Source organism: Klebsiella sp. BIGb0138 (genome assembly GCF_004342285.1).
Taxonomy (GTDB): domain Bacteria; phylum Pseudomonadota; class Gammaproteobacteria; order Enterobacterales; family Enterobacteriaceae; genus Klebsiella.
Window position 1 is genome coordinate 105,519 of sequence record NZ_SMCV01000005.1, and the last position, 22,841, is coordinate 128,359.

At 56.4% G+C, this 22,841-nt stretch carries 22 protein-coding genes and 1 other RNA gene; 7 read left to right on the forward strand and 16 right to left on the reverse strand.

Translation table 11 applies throughout. The annotated features are described in order from the left end of the window. Positions 1–15 precede the first annotated feature (15 nt). Both EDF73_RS13200 and EDF73_RS13205 read right to left on the reverse strand, forming a co-directional pair. The gene (locus tag EDF73_RS13200; protein WP_132729574.1) at positions 16–402 is read right to left on the reverse strand and encodes a YraN family protein; all 387 of its coding nucleotides are present in this window, start codon (positions 400–402) and stop codon (positions 16–18) included. Beyond that, on the reverse strand, positions 360–2,474 hold the full coding sequence (locus EDF73_RS13205; RefSeq protein ID WP_132729575.1) for a penicillin-binding protein activator: 2,115 nt from the start codon (positions 2,472–2,474) through the stop codon (positions 360–362). The genes EDF73_RS13200 and EDF73_RS13205 overlap by 43 nt, the downstream gene beginning before the upstream one ends. A gap of 63 nt (positions 2,475–2,537) precedes the next feature. Here EDF73_RS13205 and rsmI point away from each other — a divergent pair, with 63 nt between their 5' ends. Continuing rightward, a complete protein-coding gene (gene rsmI, locus EDF73_RS13210; protein ID WP_132729576.1) occupies positions 2,538–3,398 on the forward strand; it encodes a 16S rRNA (cytidine(1402)-2'-O)-methyltransferase in 861 nt (286 codons plus the stop codon). A 32-nt stretch (positions 3,399–3,430) separates the two neighbouring features. On the opposite strand, the gene EDF73_RS13215 is transcribed toward rsmI, so the two are convergent. The 9 genes from EDF73_RS13215 to kbaZ form a co-directional block, all read right to left on the reverse strand. Continuing rightward, positions 3,431–5,320 (reverse strand): enterotoxin, encoded by a 1,890-nt coding sequence (locus EDF73_RS13215; protein WP_132729577.1) that lies wholly within the window; start codon positions 5,318–5,320, stop codon positions 3,431–3,433. Positions 5,321–5,409: 89 nt separating this feature from the next. Next, positions 5,410–6,279, reverse strand: a complete 870-nt coding sequence (gene kbaY / locus EDF73_RS13220) for a tagatose-bisphosphate aldolase subunit KbaY (protein WP_132729578.1) — start codon at positions 6,277–6,279, stop codon at positions 5,410–5,412. Positions 6,280–6,291: 12 nt separating this feature from the next. Beyond that, the gene (locus tag EDF73_RS13225; protein WP_132729579.1) at positions 6,292–7,446 is read right to left on the reverse strand and encodes an SIS domain-containing protein; all 1,155 of its coding nucleotides are present in this window, start codon (positions 7,444–7,446) and stop codon (positions 6,292–6,294) included. 300 nt (positions 7,447–7,746) lie between these two features. Next, complete coding sequence (nagA, locus tag EDF73_RS13230; RefSeq protein ID WP_132729580.1) at positions 7,747–8,880, reverse strand: N-acetylglucosamine-6-phosphate deacetylase; 1,134 nt, start codon at positions 8,878–8,880, stop codon at positions 7,747–7,749. Continuing rightward, positions 8,877–9,311, reverse strand: coding sequence for a PTS galactosamine/N-acetylgalactosamine transporter subunit IIA (gene agaF, locus EDF73_RS13235; protein WP_132729581.1), 435 nt, complete (start codon positions 9,309–9,311; stop codon positions 8,877–8,879). Before agaF ends, nagA begins: the two co-directional genes overlap by 4 nt. Positions 9,312–9,328: 17 nt before the next feature. Continuing rightward, complete coding sequence (gene agaE, locus EDF73_RS13240) at positions 9,329–10,207, reverse strand: PTS N-acetylgalactosamine transporter subunit IID (protein WP_132729582.1); 879 nt, start codon at positions 10,205–10,207, stop codon at positions 9,329–9,331. Then, positions 10,197–10,976 carry a PTS N-acetylgalactosamine transporter subunit IIC gene (gene agaW / locus EDF73_RS13245; protein ID WP_132729583.1) on the reverse strand — a complete coding sequence of 260 codons (780 nt, stop codon included), beginning with the start codon at positions 10,974–10,976 and terminating at the stop codon, positions 10,197–10,199. Before agaW ends, agaE begins: the two co-directional genes overlap by 11 nt. Positions 10,977–10,986: 10 nt before the next feature. After that, on the reverse strand, positions 10,987–11,460 hold the full coding sequence (gene agaV / locus EDF73_RS13250; RefSeq protein ID WP_132729584.1) for a PTS N-acetylgalactosamine transporter subunit IIB: 474 nt from the start codon (positions 11,458–11,460) through the stop codon (positions 10,987–10,989). 19 nt (positions 11,461–11,479) lie between these two features. After that, complete coding sequence (kbaZ, locus tag EDF73_RS13255; RefSeq protein WP_243655215.1) at positions 11,480–12,775, reverse strand: tagatose-bisphosphate aldolase subunit KbaZ; 1,296 nt, start codon at positions 12,773–12,775, stop codon at positions 11,480–11,482. A 250-nt stretch (positions 12,776–13,025) separates the two neighbouring features. Between kbaZ and EDF73_RS13260 the strand changes: the two genes are divergently transcribed. Next, positions 13,026–13,835 carry a DeoR family transcriptional regulator gene (locus EDF73_RS13260; protein WP_132729585.1) on the forward strand — a complete coding sequence of 270 codons (810 nt, stop codon included), beginning with the start codon at positions 13,026–13,028 and terminating at the stop codon, positions 13,833–13,835. 70 nt (positions 13,836–13,905) lie between these two features. Here the strand turns inward: EDF73_RS13260 and garD are convergent, their stop codons facing one another. Beyond that, positions 13,906–15,477 carry a galactarate dehydratase gene (garD, locus tag EDF73_RS13265; RefSeq protein ID WP_132729586.1) on the reverse strand — a complete coding sequence of 524 codons (1,572 nt, stop codon included), beginning with the start codon at positions 15,475–15,477 and terminating at the stop codon, positions 13,906–13,908. 532 nt (positions 15,478–16,009) lie between these two features. Between garD and garL the strand changes: the two genes are divergently transcribed. The 4 genes from garL to rnpB all read left to right on the forward strand — a co-directional run bounded on the left by garL (position 16,010) and on the right by rnpB (position 19,321). Further along, the gene (garL, locus tag EDF73_RS13270; protein WP_132729587.1) at positions 16,010–16,780 is read left to right on the forward strand and encodes a 2-dehydro-3-deoxyglucarate aldolase; all 771 of its coding nucleotides are present in this window, start codon (positions 16,010–16,012) and stop codon (positions 16,778–16,780) included. A gap of 28 nt (positions 16,781–16,808) precedes the next feature. Further along, positions 16,809–17,699, forward strand: a complete 891-nt coding sequence (gene garR, locus EDF73_RS13275) for a 2-hydroxy-3-oxopropionate reductase (protein ID WP_132729588.1) — start codon at positions 16,809–16,811, stop codon at positions 17,697–17,699. Between the two features lie 65 nt (positions 17,700–17,764). Beyond that, positions 17,765–18,910, forward strand: coding sequence for a glycerate 2-kinase (gene garK / locus EDF73_RS13280; protein ID WP_132729589.1), 1,146 nt, complete (start codon positions 17,765–17,767; stop codon positions 18,908–18,910). Positions 18,911–18,942: 32 nt separating this feature from the next. Next, an RNA gene (gene rnpB, locus EDF73_RS13285) (RNase P RNA component class A) lies at positions 18,943–19,321 on the forward strand. Positions 19,322–19,384: 63 nt separating this feature from the next. Here rnpB and EDF73_RS27425 read toward each other — a convergent pair. Together EDF73_RS27425 and EDF73_RS13290 are read right to left on the reverse strand one after the other, a co-directional pair. Further along, positions 19,385–19,552, reverse strand: a complete 168-nt coding sequence (locus tag EDF73_RS27425) for a hypothetical protein (protein ID WP_165905716.1) — start codon at positions 19,550–19,552, stop codon at positions 19,385–19,387. Positions 19,553–19,576: 24 nt separating this feature from the next. Next, positions 19,577–20,278, reverse strand: a complete 702-nt coding sequence (locus EDF73_RS13290) for a pirin family protein (protein ID WP_132729590.1) — start codon at positions 20,276–20,278, stop codon at positions 19,577–19,579. A gap of 104 nt (positions 20,279–20,382) precedes the next feature. On the opposite strand from EDF73_RS13290, the gene yhaJ reads away from it, so the two are divergent. Further along, positions 20,383–21,279 carry a DNA-binding transcriptional regulator YhaJ gene (gene yhaJ, locus EDF73_RS13295; protein WP_132729591.1) on the forward strand — a complete coding sequence of 299 codons (897 nt, stop codon included), beginning with the start codon at positions 20,383–20,385 and terminating at the stop codon, positions 21,277–21,279. Between the two features lie 41 nt (positions 21,280–21,320). Here the strand turns inward: yhaJ and EDF73_RS13300 are convergent, their stop codons facing one another. Then, positions 21,321–21,686 (reverse strand): DUF805 domain-containing protein, encoded by a 366-nt coding sequence (locus EDF73_RS13300; RefSeq protein WP_132729592.1) that lies wholly within the window; start codon positions 21,684–21,686, stop codon positions 21,321–21,323. 126 nt (positions 21,687–21,812) lie between these two features. Continuing rightward, entirely contained in the window at positions 21,813–22,799 is a 987-nt protein-coding gene (locus tag EDF73_RS13305) for a glutathione S-transferase family protein (protein WP_132729593.1), read from the reverse strand. Positions 22,800–22,841: the final 42 nt, after the last annotated feature.

Sequence of the window (22,841 nt, forward strand, 5' to 3'; positions counted from 1 at the left end):
CTTAATTCATTTACGCTATTCGCCAAAGGCGTTTTTCAGCCATTGGATGTCGTTTCCGGTGAAGGCTACCACATCGAAACGGCAATCCACAGTGTCAAAGCTCCCATTATGTCGGGAGAGCCACAGACGAGCGGCGTGGAGGAGGCGTTGTTGCTTTTTCAACGTGACGCTGGCCGCGGCATCACCATAGTTTGCGCTGCGACGATAGCGCACTTCCACAAAGACGGTTACCGCGCCGTCGCGCATGATGAGGTCAATTTCGCCGCCCCGCTCACGGACGTTGGCGGCGATAAAATGCAGCCGCTGGCTCTCCAGCCAGCGACGAGCCTGGGCTTCCCAGGCGTCGCCGGTCTGTTTGGTTAGTTGGCTGCGACGATCTGTCCGTGCTGGTACTTGAGCCATGACATTTTCCTGTTGATCACGCAGTCCTGCGTGGCCGTCAGATCGCCGGTATTACCGTTCAGCGCAAAGCCCGGGGTCTGGCGCATCTGGGAGAAATGGTTGGCCAGTGACCAGGCATCGGCGCCCATCGCATACAGGCGCGCCAGCGAATAATCGTTACGTACGGCGGACAGCGCCTGCTGCATCAGCGCCGGGTTGCTGCCGGCCAGCATCGGGATCTCGCTATACTGTAACCCTTCCATCTCCAGACGAAAATCCGGACCTGAGGTACCCTGGGCACTCCGGGAACTGGCATACAGGGTGACATTGCTTTGGCTCCCGTTGCGTAGGGCAATCATCGGTTTGATGTAGGCAATCTGCTCCGGGGTGGCGAGGATCCAGGCCGCATCGACGCTACCTGCGCTGCTGATGGGGGCATCTTCCTGATTACCGGAGACGCTATCCTGGGCCTGCGCGGACGGCAGCGTAGAGACCGGGGTGCCGGTCAAGGAGATGCCGCTGTTGACGCTGGATCTCAGCTCAGAAGTGGAGCCGAAACGCTGCTGCAAAACGGTACCGCCGCCCAGCTTTAACCACTCGTTGGCAAAGGCGCTAACCACGCGATCGCCGAGCGTCCCGCGAGGCGCCAGCAGCAGCGGCGTTTGTTTGCCTTGCTCGTGAATGTGGTGCGCCGCATCGCGCGCTTCGTCTTCTGGCGACAGGGCGAAATAGCAAATATTGGCGCGGTTCTCAACTTTCTCCGGCTGGTTCAGCGCCAGGACGTTTAGCGAAGTATTGCTCTTGATGACATCCTCGACGTTATCTTTGAGCAGCGGGCCAACGACGATAGTCGCCCCGTCCTGTTGTACCTGCGCTAACAGCTGGCTCATCGGCTGCGTGGTGGTGTCGTAGATTTTCAGTTCCGCAGCGGGGTTTGCCGGCGTAGCGGCCACCGTTTGAGCCTGCGGCGCGGTCACCGGTGGTTGCGCGGTTGTCGCTGCGCTGTCGCTGGCGGCGGCCGGATCCGGCGTTGTCGCGGCCTGAGTTTCCGCTGGTGCGGTAACCGCTGTCGGAACGCGTTCGGCCGCAGGGGTCTGCACCGGCGCCTGTGCGGCATTGGCCGAGGTCAGATCGCCTACTTCAGCCTGTGAGGGGCTCACCACGTCGTTACTGACAACGTTAGCCGCCTGGGCGACCTGAACAGGAACGGCGCTACCGGCAACGGCAGGCGCGCCGTTTTTCGCCGCTTCAAAACCTTGCTGAATCGTCCGGCCAAATACCGCCGCCTGACCGTTTAATGGCAGCAGCAGGGCGATTTTATTGGCCGATGCCGGTTTATAATTTTGCATATTCACTAGCGCCGTTGGCAGCATTTTGGCCCCCGGATTTTGCGGGTAGCGGGTCTGCCAGTCTTTTACCGCGGCTTTCAGCAGGGCGGGATCGTTACGGTTGTCGAACCACATACGCTGCAGATCCAGCCAGCCTTGCAGCACGTTTTCATCGGCATTGATGACCAGCGCGTTGGCCTGCTCCTGGGTCATGGCGGTGAGCGCTTTCCACGTCGCGTCGATATTCTGTTGCTGCTGTTTCGGCTGGCCCAGCAGCGGCTGTTGGGCGATAAGGGCGCGCAGCAGCGTTATTGACGGGCGGCCCTGGCTGGCATCGATTTGCGCCTGCCAGTAGCGTGGCTGCTGATTCTGCTCAAAACTGGCAGGATCAAGCTTATTCAGCAGAGCCTGAGCGCCCTGGAAATCGTTCTGCGCCAGCTTCACCTCTACCGCCAGCAGAGACTGCTCGCGGGCCTGGGTTTTGTTCAGGTTAGACGGCAGCTGATTGAACAGGTCGATGGCCTGCGGCTTTTTGCCTTCCTGGAGCAGTGCACGAATGGCGAGTAATTGCCAGTTGGTCTTGCTATCATTCGTGCTTTGCTGCATTTGCTGTAGGTAGTAACTGGAGTCTGCCTGTGCCGTACCCTGTAAAAACGCCGTGCTTTGGTCCGGGGTATGGGTGCCGCAGCCAGCAAAGATCAGAGCAGCCAGCAGTACGGGCAGACAACGCGCGGGTTTAGAACGAAGAAATGTTGACGGTACCATATGTATCCAGTGATATTTTTTTGGCTCAATGCTCAATATTAATTCGGCAATACGGACGAGACAATGAAACAACACGAATCAGCAGATAATTCTCAGGGGCAGCTCTATATTGTGCCCACTCCGATAGGAAATCTGTCTGATATCACGCAGCGCGCCCTGGAAGTGTTGCAAACCGTTGATTTGATTGCTGCGGAAGATACCCGCCATACCGGCTTGCTGCTCCAGCATTTTGCGATTAACGCCCGTTTATTTGCGCTGCATGACCATAATGAACAGCAAAAAGCCGAAACACTTCTGGCGAAATTAAAAGAGGGGCAAAGCATCGCTCTGGTCTCTGACGCCGGTACCCCGCTTATCAACGATCCGGGCTATCACCTGGTGCGGGCCTGTCGTGAGGCGAATATTCGCGTGGTGCCGCTGCCAGGGCCTTGCGCGGCAATTGCGGCACTGAGCGCGGCGGGGTTGCCTTCCGATCGTTTTTGCTATGAAGGGTTCCTGCCGGCAAAAGCGAAAGGACGCCGCGACACGCTGAAGGCGCTGGAAGAAGAGCCGAGGACGCTGATTTTTTACGAATCAACCCACCGTCTGCTGGAAAGCCTGGAAGACATCTGTACGGTGCTGGGTGCATCCCGCTACGTGGTGCTGGCGCGCGAGCTGACCAAAACCTGGGAATCTATTCACGGCGCACCGATAGGCGAACTGCTGGCGTGGGTGAAAGAGGACGAGAACCGGCGTAAAGGCGAGATGGTGCTGATTGTCGAGGGATTTAAAGCCCAGGAGGAAGCCCTTCCCGCAGACGCGTTACGCACGCTGGCTTTACTGCAGGCGGAGCTGCCGCTGAAAAAAGCCGCCGCGTTGGCCGCAGAAATTCACGGGGTGAAGAAAAATGCCCTGTACAAGTACGCGCTCGAGCAGCAGGGATAAGCGAGTGGCCCGGTGAAACCGGGCCGTGTCACTTATTTCATCGGCGTTGCTTCAAAGACCAGCGTTTGTAGCGGTTGCAGCGTAATCACTACGGCGTCTTTGTAATTCTCCGGTACCGTTGAGTTACGGCCATAGACGGCTTTCATCGCGAAATGGGTCGCTTCCCCCTGAGGGATTTCGAAGTCCTTCGTCAGATTCAGATAGTAGCTTTGTGGCTTATCAGAAGGGTTACGTAGGCCCAGGATAGCCTTGTCTTTGTTCCAGGATGCCCAGCCATATACCTCAAGCGCCGTAGGGTCACCGCCGACCCAGTGGGTATCCACCAGCACATGCGCATTTTCTCGTGACCATTTTGCCGCCTGTGCCAGGACGTCCCATTTGGCGTTGTTCAACATCGATGGCGTGATGTAGAGCTCCTGTAGCTGGGTTCCGGTGGCGAAATAGCTCCATACCTGATCGGCAAAATCACCGTCCGTCTGCACTTTTTCCAGACCGTAATAGGCATTCTCTGCACTAACAATCCCGTGATACATCAATGAATTAAGTGGGAATAGCGGACCCTTTCTTACAATTGAACGGTAGGTTTCCGCATCGCGGTAGGTCATCCACTGCTGTACCGGCGTGCCGGGGCCATACAGGTTGATATCATCGCCCTGGCGCCAGATAGAATCGGCATAGAACAGCCACGACGGGCTGGCATCGGTGCCGGTCGTCAGGTTGATAAACAGATTCGGATTGGCGCTGCGCATGTTGTGCAGCAGGGCGATGGAAGCATCAAAATCGGAGGCGAACCGGCTGCCTTTGATATGCGAGTTGGCGTTACCCATCCCGTCCAGTTTGAAGGAGGTGATGTGCTCATTCTTAATCAGCTTCGCGATTTGTTCATTGAAGTTTTTGAAATAATTTGGCCCGGAGAGGGCGAATTTTCCGTCGACCGTTTCGAAGCCATACTCTTTGGCATGTGAAACGCGGATATCGCGCGGTTTATTGTAACCACCCCATGGCGAGAGCCATAAACCAACCGAGCTATGCAGGCTATCTGCCTTCTCTTTGACCTTAGCGAAACCGTGGCTGAACGCCGGACCAAATAGCCACCTTCCGGTACGGTCGTCCCAGCCGTCATCCAGCAGGAAGGCATCAAGAGGCACGCCGCGGCCGGTAATAAACGCTTTATTCCATTCATCCATGCGTCCCAGCACGTCCTGCTCGGTGTAGGTGGTAAAGAAGCCGATATCCATCCAGCTGTTGTAATGCAGGTACGGTTTGTACGGGCGTGGACGCACGGCATCGATAAACTGGTTTACGCTGCGGCGTAGCTGGCTGGTTTCCGCCACGGTTCCGAACCAGGTGGTGTAGCTGACCGGAGTTTCCGGCTGAATGGGGGTTTTGAGCTCGACGTTGAGGTTCGTGGTGCCTTCATAGGCGTAGGTGTTGACGATGGGTTTGTCCGGTAACATGAAAAAGACGTCGGCAATAATCGGCGAGCTATTAATTGCGCCATCGACGTAGGGGGCCTGCGACTGCTTTTTGGTGGGGAAGAAGGTGATTTTCGCGACCTTCTGCGCTTTACCGACGGCGGCAATGGCGTAATCAATACTGGCGTACTTACCCTTCAGCAGACTCAGCGTCATGGTTACGTTGAAATCAGGATGGGTATATTCCACCACCAGCGCATTCTCTTTTTTCTCGACCTGTTTGATTTTAAAGTCGGCCGTATGAATGACGGTCTCATCCGGCAGCGTCAGAAAGAACGGCTCCTGCGGCGACAGCTGATGGCTGGAGCGCGTATCTTTAACCACCACAGCAGAGCTGGCATCATCGAACGAGAAAGCCATATTGTCGTTATTCAGTGCATAATCCGCCGCAAAGGCACTATGAGAGATAAAGAGGGCGAGCAACGAAATATTGAGCGCTTTGTTCATGGGGCAGAGGTCCTTTATTTTTGTTTTATCAGCGGTTGTCAGCGTTATCCTGCCGCGAATAACGCTGTGGAGCGGGCGTAAAATGGCGATCAGGCTTCAGCGGGCAGCAGACGGTTTGCCGAGCCGCAAATGGTGATTTTGCTTCGCACCACCTCTTGCATCGCGTCCATGCCGACGCGCATGTAATAGCGGGGATCGTTACCCTGCGGGTTGTCGGCGAACCATTTTTTGACCGCTGCGGCAAAAGCGATTTTCAGCTCGGTGGCGACGTTGACTTTGCATACCCCGAGCTCGATTGTACGGCGTACGTAGTCGTCAGGCACATCGCTCGCGCCGTGCAGCACCAGGGGCACATCGACGACTTCGCGGATCTCCGCCAGGCGGCGGAAATCAATTTTCGGCGTTTTGGTATAGAGTCCGTGCGCGGTGCCGATAGCCACCGCCAGGCTGTCAACGCCGGTCAGTTCGACAAAGCGTTTGGCCTCCTGTGGGTCGGTCAGAAAAGCGCTTTCAGCATCAACGCTCATATCATCTTCCACCCCGCCCAGGCGACCGAGTTCAGCCTCTACGCTGCAATCACGCGCGTGGCAAAAATCCACGACCGATTTCACCAGGCTGACATTCTCGGCAAACGGGAAGTGGCTGCCATCGATCATCGCACTGCGAACGCCGGCGTTCACTTTATGGATAATATCTGTCAGCGATTCATGATGATCGAGATGCAGCGCCAGCGGCATCTCATAGCTGGTGGAGTAAGCGCTGCATAAAGCGTAGATCTCCTCCAGCGCAATATGTTTAAAGGTACCCGGGGTACCGGCGAGGATCACCGGCGATCGCATTTCGCCGCAGACCTCGAGGATCGCCTGGATCGTCTCGGCGTTATGAATGTTAAATGCAGGTACCGCATAGCCTTTTGCCTGGGCATCCAGCAGAAGATATTTCGTGGAAATGATGCTCATGATGCGATCCTCTTAAGCATTCCAGGGGTGAATGACAACACCTTGCACCACGCGGTTGACCGTACCGCTGGCGGAAGGGGTATCCGGGGTATTACCCATGCCGATGGATTGCGTGAGCGCGAACACCTGGGCATACATCAGGAAGCAGAAAGCCTGCTCGACATCGATAAAGGCGCGGGCAGACGGGAGCAGGATGTGCGGACCGGCTTCGACAACGGCATCGGTTTCGGCGGCAATCGCTACCACGCGCATTGCCTGTTGGTCGCGACGCAGTTCTGCCAGCAGATCGAGGTCGTACTGGCGCGTATACGGGTGGCTGGAGACAAACACCACGACCAGCGTCGCGCTATCCACCAGGGATTTCGGCCCGTGGCGAAAGCCGGTTGGCGAGTCATAAAACGCCGCCAGCTTACCGGCGGTCAGCTCCAGCACCTTCAGGGCCGATTCGCGTGCCGCGCCTTGTAACCCGCCGCTGCCGAGATAGACGATCCGTTTCCACGGCGCATGACCAAATACGCCATCGCTAAAATCCCCGAGCGACGTGAGGATCGTCTGACAGCGATCCGCCACGTCGCGGAAGGTTTTGCTGTTGATCGCAGCAGGCGCGAACACCGCCAGGCAGCTCGCCATCATGGTGGTAATACTGCTGGTCATTGCAAAGCCGCGGTCATGTGTTTCTGCCGGCATCAATAGCGCAAAGGCGTTATCGCTGTTGATCGCGTTTTGGTACAGGCTGCCGGCTTCATTACAGGTGATCGACAGGTGATAGCATTCCGGTACGAACTGGTTGGCCAGCTCAACGGCGGCGACGCTCTCCGGGCTATTGCCGGAGCGGGCAAAGGAGACCAGCAGCAGCGGGTGCGCGGCGTTCAGGTAGTCCATAGGATTGGTGACCAGGTCGGTCGTCGGCACGGCGCAGATGTTTTTGCCGGTCTGGCGCGACAGCCAGGGAGAGATGATCTCGCCGATAAAGGCGGAGGTCCCTGCGCCCGTCAGCACAATGCGTAGATCGTTTTTGCACAGCAATGGCGCGAGGAAGTTATCGATCGCCGAACGCATATTGTCGATGTTGTTGAGCGAGCGGATCCAGCTGGCGGGCTGCTGACGGATCTCTGCTTCTGTCCAGGTGCCGGTCGTGGCGGAGGTAGCGGTATAGGTTTCAGGCATAACTCAGTCCTTAGTCGTGTGAATTCCACATCAGACGCTGGCAAAATTGTCGCTATCTTTCGTTTCGTTTCACTTTTTCACGTAATCAGTTAGATAAAATTTATAGGAAAGAAATCGAAAGTTCAATCAAAGAAACAAGAAATAAAACGAAAACTGTGATCAAAGAGCGACAGGTTTATTTATTTTATTGATTTATATATTTTTTATTTGAGGTGACGTGTTGTTTAACGTGATTTAAGAAAGGAAAAGAAAGGCCTTGCGGGGCGAGACCGAAGGCCAACATGATACATAGTGAAAGGGCTAAAGGGGGAGAGCCTGGCCCTGAATCCAGATCTGCTGAAGCTGTAGCCTGTCGTCCAGCGCAATAACGTTCGCGCATTTTCCTGTCCGTAGCGATCCTAGCCGATCGTCGATACCCAGCAGGCGGGCAGGGTGAAGCGATGCCATATGAATGGCATCTTCCGGCGCCACTCCTGCCAGTGCCACCATGTTGCGAACGGCCGCATCAAGCGACAGCGTACTGCCCGCCAGGCTACCGGAGGCGGTGCGGACAATACCGCCGTGCATCGCCACCTCTTCACCGCACAGAGAATAGCGGCCATCGGGCATACCGGCTGCCTGCATCGCATCGGTGATCAGAACAAGGCGTTGCCCGGCACAGCAGCTACACAGACGCATGGCGGCGGGATGGACATGATGCCCGTCGGCGATAAGCTCCAGCCAGGCCTGCGGCGTAGTGAATCCGGCGCCGACCATGCCCGGTTCCCGGTGATGCAACCCGCTCATCCCGTTGTAGCAATGCACCAGCCCGTCAGCTCCGGCATCGAATGCGGCGCAGGTTTGCGCATAGGTCGCTGCGCTATGGCCCAGCATGACCCGCACGCCCTTTCGTTTAAGATGATGAATCGCCGCTATGGCACCCGGTTTTTCCGGCGCCAGCGCGACCACCCGCAATGTTTGTCGCGAGCGGGCAATTAAAGTATCCAGCTCGTTGGTATCTAGCTCACGAAACAGTTCAGCCGGATGGGCGCCTTTATTCTGCGGGGTAAAGTAGGGCCCTTCCAGGTAACTGCCCAGCACCAGCGCGCCGGGACCGCCGGATAGCGTGCGCCGGGCGATTCTTTCCAGCGCGCCATGGATGCTTTTCAACGGCGCGGTGACGGTGGTGGGCAGCCAGGCTCCCACCCCCTCGCGCGCTTTGTACATTGCCAGACTGTCGAGCGCATCCGGCGCTTCATCCATCACATCGATCCCCGCGCCACCATGGACATGAACATCAATGTAAGCCGGACAAAGCAGCTCGGCGTCGCGCGCGGTCACGCCAGCGGGAACCGGTTCGATCGCGACGATGACGCCTGCTTCCATACGAAGCTGACGATCGGCAAGCCAGCCCTCTTCGGTCAGCACGCGCCTGGCACGCAGAATATGCGTCATATCCCTTCCTCAACGGATTTTTCTTCACGGCAGCGCGCCAGCTCATCGACCAGACTGGTTAACCCGCGATGCCCGCACTCCAGCGCCTGCAGGCGAAACGTCTCGCTGTTCAGACCCTCGCGTTCCAGTACCATTTCCAGCAGCAGTTGCAGATTGGTGCCGGTGATGACTTCACGCCCTGGCTTTTGCATCGCCAGCGTCGAGGCCACGCGAAATGGCGTCCCGCCCAGCAGGTCGGTGAGAAAAACGATATCGTCTTCAGCGTCCAGTTTGCTTACCGCCTGCTCAAGCTGAGAGGTGAGCAGCGCGGTGGTCGATGTTTCCGGAAAGTCGATGGCGATAAACTGTGACTGTTCACCGAGTATCTGTTTCATCGCCATTGCCATACCGCTGGCAAAACCACCGTGACCCGTCAAAATAATGCCTAACATCGAATACCTCTTTGTATTTACAGGAAGTGGCAGAATTTGCCCACCACGCCCAGTACGACGGTGAGCGCGATGAGACGCAGCGGGCTCCAGCCGCGGCGTACCAGCCAGAACATTGTCAGGGTATACACCAGCGGCAGAAACGCCGGCATCAGCTTATCGATAACATCGGTTTGCAATTTGACTACCGCATCGCCTGCGGTGATCTCAAGCGTGGTGTTGAGGCGCACATAGGTTGCCACCAGCGCGCCAATCACCGTCATCCCGACGATAGACGCCGCGTGCCCCACTTTTCTGGTATTGGCCTTAATCAGCGGTATCGCCGCGACGCCCATGCGATAAGCGTAGTGCGCGAGGCCGAAGCGCAGCCCGAGATGTACCACGTTAAACAGTACGATAAACACCACCGCGCCGAGGATCGAACCTTGCAGCGCGAGGCTGGCGCCAATGCCGCCGCAAATCGGCAGCAGCGTTAGCCAGAACATGGCGTCGCCAATCCCGCCAAGCGGCGCGCCGACGGCAATTTTGGTGCTCTGGATACTGTTGACGTCCTGCTTGGACCGCTCCATAGCGAGGATAATGCCGATAACAAAGGTCACCAGAAACGGATGGGTGTTGAAGAACCCCATATGACCTTTCATGGCGCGTGCCAGGTCGCGCTTGTTGGTGTGGATCTTTTTCAGCGCTGGCAGCAGACCGTACAACCAGCCGGACGCCTGCATACGTTCGTAGTTGAACGAGGCCTGCAAAAGCATGGAGCGCCAGGCGACGCGGTTAATATCTTTTTTCGTCAGCTCTGCGCCGAGAGTCTGGTCTTCGTAGACGTTTTCATTGACGCCGGAAAGCAGCGTCTCTTCGGGGGTAGCGACGCCTGGCAGAGTGGTTTGATTAGATGCCATCTTCGAATTCCTCTTTCTGGGCCGTCGGTGCAGCCGGTTCTGGAGATTTACGCAGCAGATCAATCAGCGCCATCGCCAACGCCGCGGCGGCAATGGCCAGCACCGGGAGCTTCAGCCAGGCTGCGGCGACAAACCCGATGATAAAATAGGGGATATAGACGTTTTTCATCATGATTTTCAGCAGGACGGCAAAGCCGATTGCCGGCATGATGCCGCCCGCTACGCCGAGGCCGTCAATCAGGCGCTCCGGTAGGACATCAATGGCGGTTTTCGCATGCTCCGCACCGAAATAGATCGGCAGGAAGGCACAGAGAAAATAGAAGATCCCTAACGCCAGCAGGGCAAGATAGTTAACCCGCTCAATACCGTTGGTATCAGCATTTGCCGCCATACGATCGCAGCGGGACATCACGCCGGACATCACCGAGAACAGGAAGGTGATCCCCATTTGTACCGCGACGGCGAAAGGGACGGCGACGCCGACGGCGACATCAGGTTTCACGCCGGTGGTAATGGCAAAGGTGGTGCCGACGATGGTGCCGATAATCACATTTGGCGGCTGAGCGCCCGCCAGAGGGGCCAGCCCCATCCAGACCAGCTCCAGCGTGCCGCCGGTTAAAATACCGGTATGCAGATCGCCCAGAATCAGCCCGACCAGCGGGCCAAGGACCACCGGGCGATGCATATGGGTTAACCCGTTGAACATATCCAGACCGGCGATAAAGGCAAGAATACCTAATGCAAAGGCCTGTAATAGACTGATTTCCATTATGAATCCCTCAGAGTAGTTTAAAGAGATCCAAAGCGGGTTCTGTCGGAACGCCCTGGACGAAACATTCCACCCCGGCGGCTTTCAGGCCGTTAAACGCAGCAATATCGTTAGCGTCTACAGAAACCGTTTTGGCAATGTGTTGTTTGCCATTGGCATAGTGCATATTTCCTACGTTGATGCGCGTGACCGGGACGCCGCCTTCGACCAGCCTGAGAAAGTCCGCGGGCGTTTTACAGACCAGTAGAATTTTTTGCCGATCCGCGGCGCGGTGGATAGTGTCGATCGTTTTTTGCAGCGACCAGAAGCGTACGGCGATCCCTTCTGCCAGCACCATCTCCATCAGGTTTTGCTGCACCGAATCTTCTGCCACCTCATCATTGGCGACCAGCACCAGGTTCGCCCCCGCAAATCCGACCCACTGGACCCCTACCTGACCGTGGATCAAACGTTCATCGATACGGCTTAAGACAATATTGGGCATCGCGTTTTCCTCTTTGTTGTTATGCGTTTTGGGACGTAACGCCTTTACTGGCGGCGTGGTACTGCTGAAGTATGTCCTGAATGTGGTCGATGATAAGTTCCCGCGGCGCCGCCTTGAGATCGCCCTCGCGAACTTTAATGTACTGCAAGGGCATATACTGGCTGATGAGCGGCAGCGGAATAGGCAAGTCCGCCAGGTTACGCACCAACCGGGCAAAGGCCTCATCGATTTGGCTGTCTGGCCAGTAGTAGCGAACGCGGTCAGAGTAGCTGTAGCCGCGTGCCAGACGCCGCGCGTTGCCATCGCCGTGATAGTGATTTTGCCAGTACTCCGGACGATCGAGCATCACGTTTTCCAGCACGTGGCGCAGGCCGGAACACGCTTTTGCGGGCAGCAGTTCTTCCTCTATTGCCGCCAGCGAGAACAGCGCTTCGCGCAGCGCGAAGGTGAGCGCCGGGCCGACTTTGAGAATGGCGAAGTGATGTTCCACCAGTTTACGCAGCGCCTGCGGCGTCTGGTAGTCGGTAGAGTGGGCTTCAAATACCAGCGTGTCATAAGCTTCAACCATGGCGCTGAGCGCGGCGGTTTGCTGCGGTTGGTAGTCGATAATATGGGCGTGATCGAATTCGACGCCAGGCTGTACCACCAGGCCGATAATGCGCGGCCAGATGTCGGTCAGACCCTGTTTTTCAAAGGCATGACGATGCGCCTCCAGCGTGGCGCGCGCTGCATCAGGAGTGGTGACCTGCAGTTCGGTGAGCGTTTCATGGGCGCCGCCGGGGATGGGGACTTCGGTGCCGATAACATACACCAGATCGGATTCGCCAAAGTGCTCACGGCAGGTCTCTTCGGCGATCTTTGCCAGTCGTGCGGCGCGTTCCGCGACGATCCCGTCGCTTAACGGCAGCGGATCGTCTTTGCAGGACATGCTGCAATCGAGGTGGATCTTCTTAAAGCCGGCTGCGACATAGCTTTTGATTAATGCATCGGCATTCGTCATCGCCTGAGAGGCGGGCAGGTTTTGCCAGCGGTTGGGGCCGAGATGATCTCCCCCGAGGATCAGCTGCGACTGTGGAAAATCGAGCGCATCGGCGAGCTGGCAGACAAAACCGCGAAAATCGGCTGGCGTCATGCCGGTGTAGCCGCCGAACTGATCCACCTGGTTGGAGGTGGCTTCAATCAGCAACGGCGTCCGCTGCGCCCGAGCGTAGCGAATGGCGGCTTCAAGTACCAGTGGATGCGCGGAACAGACGGCATAAATTCCGTTTGTATTCCCTTGTTTATGCTGTTCCACCATTTCAGTAAGATGTTTCACTTTCCTCTCCATTTCGGATGGTAATGATATTAATCTTTCGTTTTGTTTCATTTAATACTGCATCATGGTGATGTAAAAATAAAACGAAAGATAATAGTTTTCCGATCTGTTTCACAAAAGAAACATAATGAAAGGTTTCAGCGGCGGCAGAGCGGCCTCTGTCATGCGCCCTGGGGCTTGCATTCCGCTAAAAGAAAGGTGTTAATAGGCCAAACGAAATGAAACGAAAGATTCAACAAAAGGAATTCTTATGAGCGATACCGACTCTTCTGCAGATAAGCGCATCAGCGGCACCAGCGAGAGGCGTGAGCAAATTATCCAGCGGTTGCGGCAGTTGGGAAGCGTACAGGTGAACGATCTGGCGCTTTTATATGGCGTCTCTACGGTGACTATTCGCAACGATCTGGCTTTCCTTGAAAAACAGGGGATCGCCGTTCGCGCTTATGGCGGCGCGTTGATCTGTGACGGTACACTGCCCGCCCCTGAGCCTTCAGTGGAAGATAAAAGCGCGCTCAATACCGCAGTGAAGCGCAGCATCGCGCAAGCGGCGGTAGAGCTGATTCAGCCGGGACATCGCATTATTCTCGACTCCGGCACAACGACCTTTGAAATTGCCCGTATGCTGCGCCAGCATAGCGATGTCATCGCGATGACCAACGGGATGAATGTGGCGAATGCGTTACTGGATGCCGAAGGGGTGGAGCTGCTGATGACCGGGGGCCATCTGCGCCGTCAGTCGCAGTCGTTCTATGGCGATCAGGCGGAACAATCTTTACAGAATTACCACTTTGATATGCTTTTTCTCGGCGTCGATGCGATCGATCTTGATCGCGGCGTGAGTACCCATAACGAAGATGAAGCGCGTCTGAACCGTCGGATGTGCGAAGTGGCGGAACGGATCATTGTCGTTACCGATTCAACCAAATTTAATCGTTCGAGCCTGCACAAGATCATCGATACCCAGAGGATCGATATGATCATCGTTGATGACGGGATCCCGACCGAAAGCCTCGAAGGGTTGCGCAGGAGTGGCATTGATGTGCGGCTGGTTAAAGGGTAAATGTCTTTTTATCGGCCCCTCTCCATACAGGAGAGGGGGCAATTTCCGGCATCGCCTCGCCTAAGGAAAATCAGGTTACCGGCGCCGGGTTAAATACCGCCAGCTGGTTATGCAGCCCCCATCTATCTGAAAAGGTTTTTTTGCGGCCGCTGGCGACGTCAAGGATAAACTCAAACAGCTTCAGGCCGACCTCTTCGATGGTCTCTTCCCCCGTCGCAATGGTCCCGGCGTTGATGTCCATTAAGTCATACCAACGGTTCGCCAGCTCGGTTCGGGTCGCCATCTTAATGACCGGGACCGCCACCAGACCATATGGCGTCCCGCGCCCGGTGGTAAAGACCTGGACCGTAATCCCCGAGGCGACCTGCTGGGTCCCGCAGACAAAATCGCTGGCCGGCGTGGCGGCGAAGATCAGCCCGCGTTTGGTGGGGCGCTGGCCCGGGGAGAGCACCTCGACGATCGCGCTGTTGCCCGATTTGGCGATTGAGCCAAGCGCTTTTTCAACCACGTTGGCCAGGCCGCCCTTTTTATTGCCCGGCGAGGGGTTGGCGCTGCGATCGGTCTGACCCATAGCAAGATAATTGTCATACCACGCCATCTCTTCGAGCAGGCGCCTGCCTACCTCTTCGTCCACCGCCCGCGGGGTGAGCAGATGGATGGCGTCGCGTACTTCTGTGACCTCGGAAAACATCACCGTCGCGCCGCAGCGGACTAACAGATCGGAGGCATAGCCAACCGCCGGGTTGGCGGTTACGCCGGAAAAGGCATCGCTGCCGCCGCATTGCATACCGACAACCAGCTCGGAAGCCGGGCAGGTTTCACGCTGGCGGGCATTGAGTTTTGCCAGATGGCGTTCCGCCACCTGCAGAATATCGTCGATCATCGACTGGAAGCCGACGTGCCGCTCATCCTGCAGACGCACAATGCTGGCGCCGTCGACGGCAATAGGCTCGACATCCTCCGTGCCCTGCAGCAGGCGTTCCGGCTGAAGCTTTTCACAGCCGAGGCCGACCACCATGACTTCGCCGCCGAAATTCGGGTTCAGCGACAGATTGTGGATAGTGCGGATCGGCACCACGGCGGCCGGGGCGTTGATCGCCACGCCGCAGCCATACAGATGGTTAAGGCCGACCACGCCATCGACATTCGGGTACTTTGGCAGCAGATCGCGCTCGATGATCTTCACCACGTAATCCACCACTCCCGCCACGCAATGCACGCTGGTGGTGATGCCGAGCAGGTTTTTAGTGCCGACGCTGCCGTCCGCGTTACGATACCCTTCAAAGGTATAGCCGTTGAGGGCCGGGAGAGGCTCAGGGACTTTCGTCGCCAGCGGCAGGGTGTTAAGCGGCGGCGCGCTGGGAAGTTCAACCGTTGACTCGTCAATCCAGCTGCCGCGTGCGATATCGCGAACGGCATAGCCAATGACTTCGCCATAGCGCACGATTTCAGCGTGCGCGGGAATATCCACCAGGGCGACTTTATGACCCTGAGGAATATGTTCAATCAGCTCCAGTCCGTCCGGGAAGCGACTCCCGGCTTTCAGACCATTATCATTGACAATAATGGCCACATTATCGCTATCGTGCACCTTTATATAAAATGCCGCAGGCGATTTTTGTCTCATTTCAATATCGACCATTGTCCAGCAAGCTCCAGCAAGGTGGTGATAATAATATGGTAATTCAGGTAGGTTAAATCTAATTATACAAATACCTGTTAGATGTTATGGAATAAGCATGTCAGGAGTCGGAGATTCAGAGTGTGATCAATATCACTCATTATTGTGATGGACAGCGAGCGGCCGGGACTAAAGCGTAAATATGTGCATCAGCGCCCAGCGTAGTAGGCAGTTGCTTTAATTAATATTTGAATTTAATTAATTAATTGTGCTTTTGCACAATGCACAGCCGATGGCGGCTGTTTATACTGAATGACGATTTCATGATGTCTGATGCGTTATTAAAGCATGACTATTCGAGGTCAGCATAAGGAATATCTGCCGAAAAATAATAAAAATACCTTTTTGCACGCCTGGAATAAATAAATCATACCGGATGCGTTTGCAGAAAAACGCACGGTAGCCGAACGTGAATATTACTCATATTTGCTGGGTGGCGGATCAACGTATAAAGATAGCTAAATAATTAACGGTTAAGTGAAAGGTTGAAGCGATGAATAACGACATCTTCCCGAACAAATTTAAGGCCGCGCTGGCGGCACACCAGGTACAGATTGGCTGCTGGTCGGCGCTGGCCAGTCCGATTAGCACCGAAGTATTAGGTCTGGCGGGTTTCGACTGGCTGGTGCTGGATGGCGAACATGCGCCAAACGATATTTCGACGTTTATTCCACAGCTGATGGCGCTGAAAGGCTGCTCCAGCGCGCCGGTGGTACGCGTGCCAACCAACGAACCGGTGATCATTAAGCGTCTGCTGGATATCGGTTTTTACAACTTCCTGATCCCCTTTGTTGAGACCGAAGAAGAGGCGGTTAACGCCGTTGCTTCCACCCGTTATCCGCCGGAAGGCATCCGCGGCGTTTCCGTGTCGCACCGCGCGAATATGTTTGGCACCGTGGCGGATTATTTTGCCCAATCGAACAAAAACATCACCATCCTCGTGCAGATTGAAAGCCAGCAGGGCGTGGATAACGTCGATGCTATTGCGGCGACTGACGGCATCGACGGCATCTTCGTCGGTCCCAGCGATTTAGCCGCGGCGTTAGGGCACCTGGGAAATGCTTCCCATCCTGAGGTCCAGCAGGCGATTAAGCATATTTTTGCGCGGGCGAAACTCCACGGTAAACCGAGCGGCATCCTTGCACCGGTAGACGCGGATGCACGTCGCTATCTTGAATGGGGCGCGACCTTTGTTGCCGTCGGTAGCGATTTGGGCGTTTTCCGCTCCGCCACGCAGAAACTGGCGGATGCTTTTAAAAAATAACCTCCAGGGTTGAAAGAGAGAGAACGTTATGACGATGAAAGTTGGTTTTATTGGCCTTGGCATCATGGGCAAACCCATGAGTAAAAACTTGCTCAAAGCCGGTTACTCGCTGGTGGTCTCCGACCGTAATCCTGAAGCCGTTGCTGAAGTGATTGCGGCCGGTGCGGAAACGGCGTTAACGGCGAAGGCGGTTGCCGAGCAGTGCGACGTGATCATCACCATGCTGCCCAACTCCCCGCATGTGAAAGAGGTGGCGTTGGGTGAAAACGGCATTATTGAAGGCGCCAGACCGGGTGCCGTGCTGATTGATATGAGTTCTATCGCACCGCTGGCCAGCCGTGAAATCAGCGACGCGCTAAAAGCGAAAGGCGTGGATATGCTGGACGCCCCGGTCAGCGGCGGCGAGCCTAAAGCGATCGACGGCACTCTGTCTGTGATGGTCGGCGGCGATAAGGCTATTTTCGACAAATACTATGACCTGATGAAGAGCATGGCCGGCTCGGTGGTGCACACCGGTGAAGTTGGTGCCGGCAACGTCACCAAGCTGGCTAACCAGGTGATCGTCGCGCTGAATATTGCCGCCATGTCGGAAGCGCTGACACTGGCAACGAAAGCCGGCGTTAACCCGGAGCTGGTGTATCAGGCGATTCGCGGCGGTCTGGCGGGAAGCACCGTGCTGGATGCCAAAGCGCCGATGGTGATGGATCGCAACTTTAAGCCGGGATTCCGTATCGACCTGCACATTAAAGACCTGGCGAATGCGCTGGATACTTCCCACGGCGTCGGGGCTCAGCTGCCGTTGACGGCTGCGGTAATGGAGATGATGCAGGCCCTGCGTGCCGATGGTCTGGGCACCGCCGACCATAGCGCGCTAGCGTGCTACTACGAAAAACTGGCGAAAGTGGAAGTCACTCGCTAACAAGAAGGGCGCGGTAACGCGCCCTGTACTTCTTGCCTTGCGCGGCACTGTCAGGCTACATAATTATGAAAATCGTAATCGCCCCAGACTCTTATAAAGAAAGCCTTTCTGCCGTCGAGGTAGCTCAGGCGATAGAAAAAGGATTTCGGGAAATTTTCCCCAATGCGGAATATGTTTCTGTTCCGGTCGCCGACGGCGGCGAAGGCACCGTTGAGGCGATGATTGCGGCCACGCAGGGTTGTGAGTATCGCGCTCTGGTGACCGGGCCGCTGGGGGAGAAGGTGCTCGCCAGCTGGGGCATGTCCGGCGATGGCCACACCGCATTTATTGAGATGGCGGCGGCGAGCGGGCTGGGCCTGGTTCCCCTCGCGCAGCGTAACCCGCTGCTGACAACCTCGCGCGGTACCGGCGAGCTGATTCTCCAGGCGCTGGATCATGGTGCGAAAAACATCATTATTGGTATCGGCGGCAGCGCCACCAACGATGGCGGAGCCGGCATGGTGCAGGCATTAGGCGCGCGGCTCCAGGATGCGAACGGCGTAGATATCGGTTACGGCGGCGGCAGCCTGGCCAGCCTGAATAGCATCGATCTCTCCGGGCTGGATGTTCGGCTGCGTGAGTGTACGATCCGCGTGGCCTGTGACGTCACCAATCCGTTGACCGGAGCCGTGGGGGCCTCGCGTATTTTCGGCCCACAAAAAGGGGCGACGGAGGCAATGATTTTCGAGCTGGATCGCAACCTTGAACACTACGCGGACGTCATTAAACGTACCCTGCGCGTGGATGTCAAACAGGTGGCGGGGGCAGGGGCAGCTGGCGGCATGGGGGCGGCACTGATGGCGTTTCTTAATGCTGAATTACGCAGCGGGATTGAAATTGTGACCCAGGCGCTGAATCTGGAAGAGCATATCCTCGACTGCTCTCTGGTGGTGACCGGAGAAGGTCGGCTGGATAGCCAGAGCATCAACGGTAAAGTGCCGGTTGGCGTGGCGAGCGTGGCGAAAAAGTTTCATAAGCCGGTGATTGGGATTGCCGGTAGCCTGACTCGCGATGTGGACGTGGTTCATCAATATGGTATTGATGCGGTGTTCAGCGTGCTGAGCAGCGTGACGACTCTGGAGGAGGCGTTTTGCGGCGCGTCGGACAATATCTACCGCGCCTCACGCAATATTGCCGCCACTTTGCAGGTCGGGATTGCGATGGAAGGATGACAACCGGCGGCAAACCTTTTATACTTCGCGCCGAAGCTGACCAGGCAGTCGCCGCTTCGTCGTCGTCCTCTTCGGGGGAGACGGGCGGAGGGGAGGAAAGTCCGGGCTCCATAGGGCAGGGTGCCAGGTAACGCCTGGGAGGCGCAAGCCTACGACCAGTGCAACAGAGAGCAAACCGCCGATGGCCCGCGCAAGCGGGATCAGGTAAGGGTGAAAGGGTGCGGTAAGAGCGCACCGCGCGTCTGGTAACAGTTCGCGGCACGGTAAACTCCACCCGGAGCAAGGCCAAATAGGGGTTCACAAGGTACGGCCCGTACTGAACCCGGGTAGGCTGCTTGAGCCAGTGAGCGATTGCTGGCCTAGATGAATGACTGTCCACGACAGAACCCGGCTTAACGGTCAGCTTCAACTATTGCGGAAACCCCCATACAGTGCGAACTGTATGGGGGTTTTGCTATTGCGGAAGGTGGTCGTTCAGGCGGCGTTTTCTTCGTCCTGAATCCGCGTTTCGGCTTCTGCGACAATGGCTTCCAGCTCGCTGAGCATCTCTTCGTAGCCGAAGCTGAGCACGTTTGACGGCTCTGGTAACAGAGGTTGCGGCGACGGTACGGCTTTCGTGACTTTCTTCTTATGCTTACTCACTGACAAACTCCATAACTTCCGTTATTACACCGGTAAATCTATCAGCAAAGCGCGCAATGGCGTATCGGCGACGAGGGTAATGTTAGCTTCGTCACGAATAAACGCGCCATCGCCGCAGGTCAGCGCCTGTTTTTCTTCCTCATGGGCGACGGCATGCACCGTCCCGTGGATGGATTGCAGATAGGCGCGCGGCCCGTGAAGCCGTACATCGATCCGCTCGCCTTTGGCGAGAGCGAGGTGGTGGATCCAGACCTGCTGACGCAGCTGCAAACTGTTCTGTACTCCGTCCGGTGAGGCGAGCAGCTGTTGCGGGACGCCGGCGATCGTCATCTTCTGCACCAGCGGATTTTCCCGCTGCGGGCAGGCATCCAGCCATAGCTGCATCCGGGTCAACGACCCCTCTTTACTCAGGTTGTGCTCGCTGTAACTCACCCCTGGCTGAGTGGCTATCAGTAGCGCTTCACCGGCCTTTGCCTGCACATGATTGCCGTCACTGTCGCGATACTCCGCTTCCCCTTCCAGAATCAGGTTCAGAATATCGACTTTCGGGTAGGTACGCGGTTGAAACGACGCGCCTGGTGCCAGAACTTCCTGGTTGAGCACGCGTAAAGACGCGTAGCCTAACAGTTTCGGGTCAAAGTAGTGTCCAAAGGAAAAGGTGTAGCGGGCCTGCAGCCAGCCGAAATCTGCTTGTCCGCATTGTTTGGCTGTTCGGGTAGTAATCATTTTCTTGACCTCTCTTTACACTAAATCAATGGTAAAGGTATGGACGCTGTATTGTTAGCCAGATATTCTGCCTGGTATGTTCAAATTTCCTGAATGAGACTGCTATGGCTAAAGAGAGAGCATTAACGCTGGAAGCGTTACGCGTAATGGACGCTATCGACCGGCGTGGGAGCTTTGCTGCTGCGGCCGACGAGCTCGGACGGGTACCTTCAGCCCTCAGCTACACCATGCAAAAGCTGGAAGAGGAGCTGGATGTGGTGCTGTTTGACCGCTCAGGTCATCGGACAAAATTCACCAACGTTGGACGGATGCTGCTCGAGCGCGGACGCGTGCTGCTGGAAGCGGCCGACAAGCTTACGACCGATGCCGAAGCACTCTCGCGCGGCTGGGAAACGCATCTGACCATCGTGACAGAGGCGCTGGTGCCAACCCAGGATTTTTTCCCGCTGATTGAAAAACTGGCGACCAAATCGAATACCCAGCTGTCGGTTATTACCGAAGTGCTGGCCGGGGCGTGGGAGCGGCTGGAGCAGGGGCGGGCGGATATTGTCGTCGCGCCGGATATGCATTTTCGTTCATCGTCAGAAATTAACTCCCGCAAGCTCTATTCGGTGCTGAACGTGTATGTCGCCGCGCCGGATCATCCTATTCATCAGGAGCCGGAACCGCTGTCTGAAGTGACGCGAGTAAAATATCGCGGCGTGGCGGTGGCGGATACCGCCCGCGAACGTCCGGTGCTGACGGTACAGCTGCTCGATAAACAGCCGCGGTTAACGGTCAGTACGATTGAGGATAAGCGCCAGGCGCTGCTGGCGGGGCTGGGGGTTGCGACCATGCCCTATCCGCTGGTGGAAAAGGATATTGCGGAAGGGCGCTTACGGGTGGTCAGCCCGGAATACACCAATGAGATCGACATCATCATGGCCTGGCGCCGCGATAGCATGGGCGAAGCGAAGTCCTGGTGTCTGCGCGAGATTCCGAAGCTGTTCGCCGGGAAGTAAATCCGCGATGCGCTCCTTCCGCGGGAGGAGCGCATCCTGCATCAGGAGACGGTTTTTGGATCCGCGCCGAAGCGGTTGCTTCCGGGCGTTCCATTCTGGCAATTGAAGATCAGGATCACCAGCCAGCCAATCACCGGGATCAGCAGCAGCAACAGCCACCACGCCGAGCGATCCGTATCGTGCAAACGACGAAACTGCAACGCCCACCACGGTAAAAACACCAGCACGCCATAAATCGTCGTCAGGATGCCTTCACCGCCTGCGCGTTGCCAGCCCAGCATCCTGTCGATGATGCTGAGTACGCCGGTCAGGATGAGGTTGACCAGAATAAACATCCAGTACTCTTTCCGGCGTGCGCGGCCGCCAAATCCAATATAGTTTTTTAGTACGTTTAAATACCAGTCCATTTTTACGCCTCAATTAACGGTCAATCACTTGTTTTTAAAGCGATCGTAATAAGAATAGACGTGAATGAAAGACGGGTAAATATTCAGGAACTGAAATATCAGGCGCCGCAGGGGGCGCCCGATCGCTTAGCGGAAAAGAAGATCCCGGCCGTGTGGCTCGCTGAGATCCTGCTGCGGGCCGATAGAGATAATCCCGGTGGGGTTAATGGTTTTATGGCTGCGATAGTAGTGATTGCGGATATGAGCAAAACTCACCGTCTCCGCAATACCCGGTATCTGGTAGATATCGCGCAGGAAACCGTACAGATTGGGATAATCGCTGATGCGCCGTTTGTCGCATTTAAAGTGGGTCACGTAGACCGGGTCGAAACGCACAAGGGTGGTCCACAGGCGAATATCTGCTTCGGTCAGCTGGCTACCCGTCAGGTAGCGCTGTCGGGCAAGAATCTGCTCCAGGCGTTCCAGCGAGGCGAATACCGCAGCAACGGCTTCATCATAAGCCTGCTGGCTGGTGGCGAACCCGGCTTTATAGACGCCGTTATTGACGTTGTCGTAGATCCAGCCGTTCAGTTCGTCAATTTTCTCGCGCAGCGCTGGCGGGTAGTAATCCCCGGCCGTCGCCCCCAGCCCATCGAAGGCGGTATTGAACATGCGGATGATTTCAGCCGATTCGTTGCTGACGATGGTGTGCTGCTTTTTATCCCATAATACCGGCACCGTAACCCGCCCGGTATAGTGTGGATCGGCGTGCAGGTAGAGCTGATAGAGGAATTCGTGTTGATACAGCGTATCCCCGGTCGCCTCGGGGAAATCGTCGTCGAAGGTCCAGCCGTTTTCCAGCATCAGCGGATGAACGACCGACACGGAAATAAAGGGATCCAGCCCTTTCAGCTTACGCAGGATAAGCGTGCGATGCGCCCACGGGCAGGCGAGGGAAACGTACAGATGGTAGCGGTCTTTCTCTGCGGCAAAGCCGCCTTCACCGCTGAGACCAGGCGCGCCATCGGCGGTCAGCCAGTTACGGAAGGCCGAAGCGGAACGCTTGAAACGTCCTCCGGTGGATTTGGTGTCATACCAGGTATCGTGCCAGACGCCGTCGATTAGTTGTCCCATTCTTTCCTCCTTCAGACTTTAGATAGCAAAAGCGAGGAGATT

What these genes read in the sequence shown, in the direction of transcription:
- EDF73_RS13205 (WP_132729575.1), bottom strand. Translation starts at nt 2,474, where the DNA reads ATGGTACCGTCAACATTTCTTCGTTCTAAACCCGCGCGTTGTCTGCCC.
- agaE (WP_132729582.1), bottom strand. Translation starts at nt 10,207, where the DNA reads ATGGCATCTAATCAAACCACTCTGCCAGGCGTCGCTACCCCCGAAGAG.
- agaV (WP_132729584.1), bottom strand. Translation starts at nt 11,460, where the DNA reads ATGCCCAATATTGTCTTAAGCCGTATCGATGAACGTTTGATCCACGGT.
- nagA (WP_132729580.1), bottom strand. Translation starts at nt 8,880, where the DNA reads ATGACGCATATTCTGCGTGCCAGGCGCGTGCTGACCGAAGAGGGCTGG.
- EDF73_RS13215 (WP_132729577.1), bottom strand. Translation starts at nt 5,320, where the DNA reads ATGAACAAAGCGCTCAATATTTCGTTGCTCGCCCTCTTTATCTCTCAT.
- EDF73_RS13305 (WP_132729593.1), bottom strand. Translation starts at nt 22,799, where the DNA reads ATGGGACAACTAATCGACGGCGTCTGGCACGATACCTGGTATGACACC.
- EDF73_RS13260 (WP_132729585.1), top strand. Translation starts at nt 13,026, where the DNA reads ATGAGCGATACCGACTCTTCTGCAGATAAGCGCATCAGCGGCACCAGC.
- EDF73_RS13290 (WP_132729590.1), bottom strand. Translation starts at nt 20,278, where the DNA reads ATGATTACTACCCGAACAGCCAAACAATGCGGACAAGCAGATTTCGGC.
- garK (WP_132729589.1), top strand. Translation starts at nt 17,765, where the DNA reads ATGAAAATCGTAATCGCCCCAGACTCTTATAAAGAAAGCCTTTCTGCC.
- agaF (WP_132729581.1), bottom strand. Translation starts at nt 9,311, where the DNA reads ATGTTAGGCATTATTTTGACGGGTCACGGTGGTTTTGCCAGCGGTATG.
- garD (WP_132729586.1), bottom strand. Translation starts at nt 15,477, where the DNA reads ATGGTCGATATTGAAATGAGACAAAAATCGCCTGCGGCATTTTATATA.
- yhaJ (WP_132729591.1), top strand. Translation starts at nt 20,383, where the DNA reads ATGGCTAAAGAGAGAGCATTAACGCTGGAAGCGTTACGCGTAATGGAC.
- agaW (WP_132729583.1), bottom strand. Translation starts at nt 10,976, where the DNA reads ATGGAAATCAGTCTATTACAGGCCTTTGCATTAGGTATTCTTGCCTTT.
- EDF73_RS13200 (WP_132729574.1), bottom strand. Translation starts at nt 402, where the DNA reads ATGGCTCAAGTACCAGCACGGACAGATCGTCGCAGCCAACTAACCAAA.
- garR (WP_132729588.1), top strand. Translation starts at nt 16,809, where the DNA reads ATGACGATGAAAGTTGGTTTTATTGGCCTTGGCATCATGGGCAAACCC.
- rsmI (WP_132729576.1), top strand. Translation starts at nt 2,538, where the DNA reads ATGAAACAACACGAATCAGCAGATAATTCTCAGGGGCAGCTCTATATT.
- kbaY (WP_132729578.1), bottom strand. Translation starts at nt 6,279, where the DNA reads ATGAGCATCATTTCCACGAAATATCTTCTGCTGGATGCCCAGGCAAAA.
- EDF73_RS13225 (WP_132729579.1), bottom strand. Translation starts at nt 7,446, where the DNA reads ATGCCTGAAACCTATACCGCTACCTCCGCCACGACCGGCACCTGGACA.
- garL (WP_132729587.1), top strand. Translation starts at nt 16,010, where the DNA reads ATGAATAACGACATCTTCCCGAACAAATTTAAGGCCGCGCTGGCGGCA.
- EDF73_RS13300 (WP_132729592.1), bottom strand. Translation starts at nt 21,686, where the DNA reads ATGGACTGGTATTTAAACGTACTAAAAAACTATATTGGATTTGGCGGC.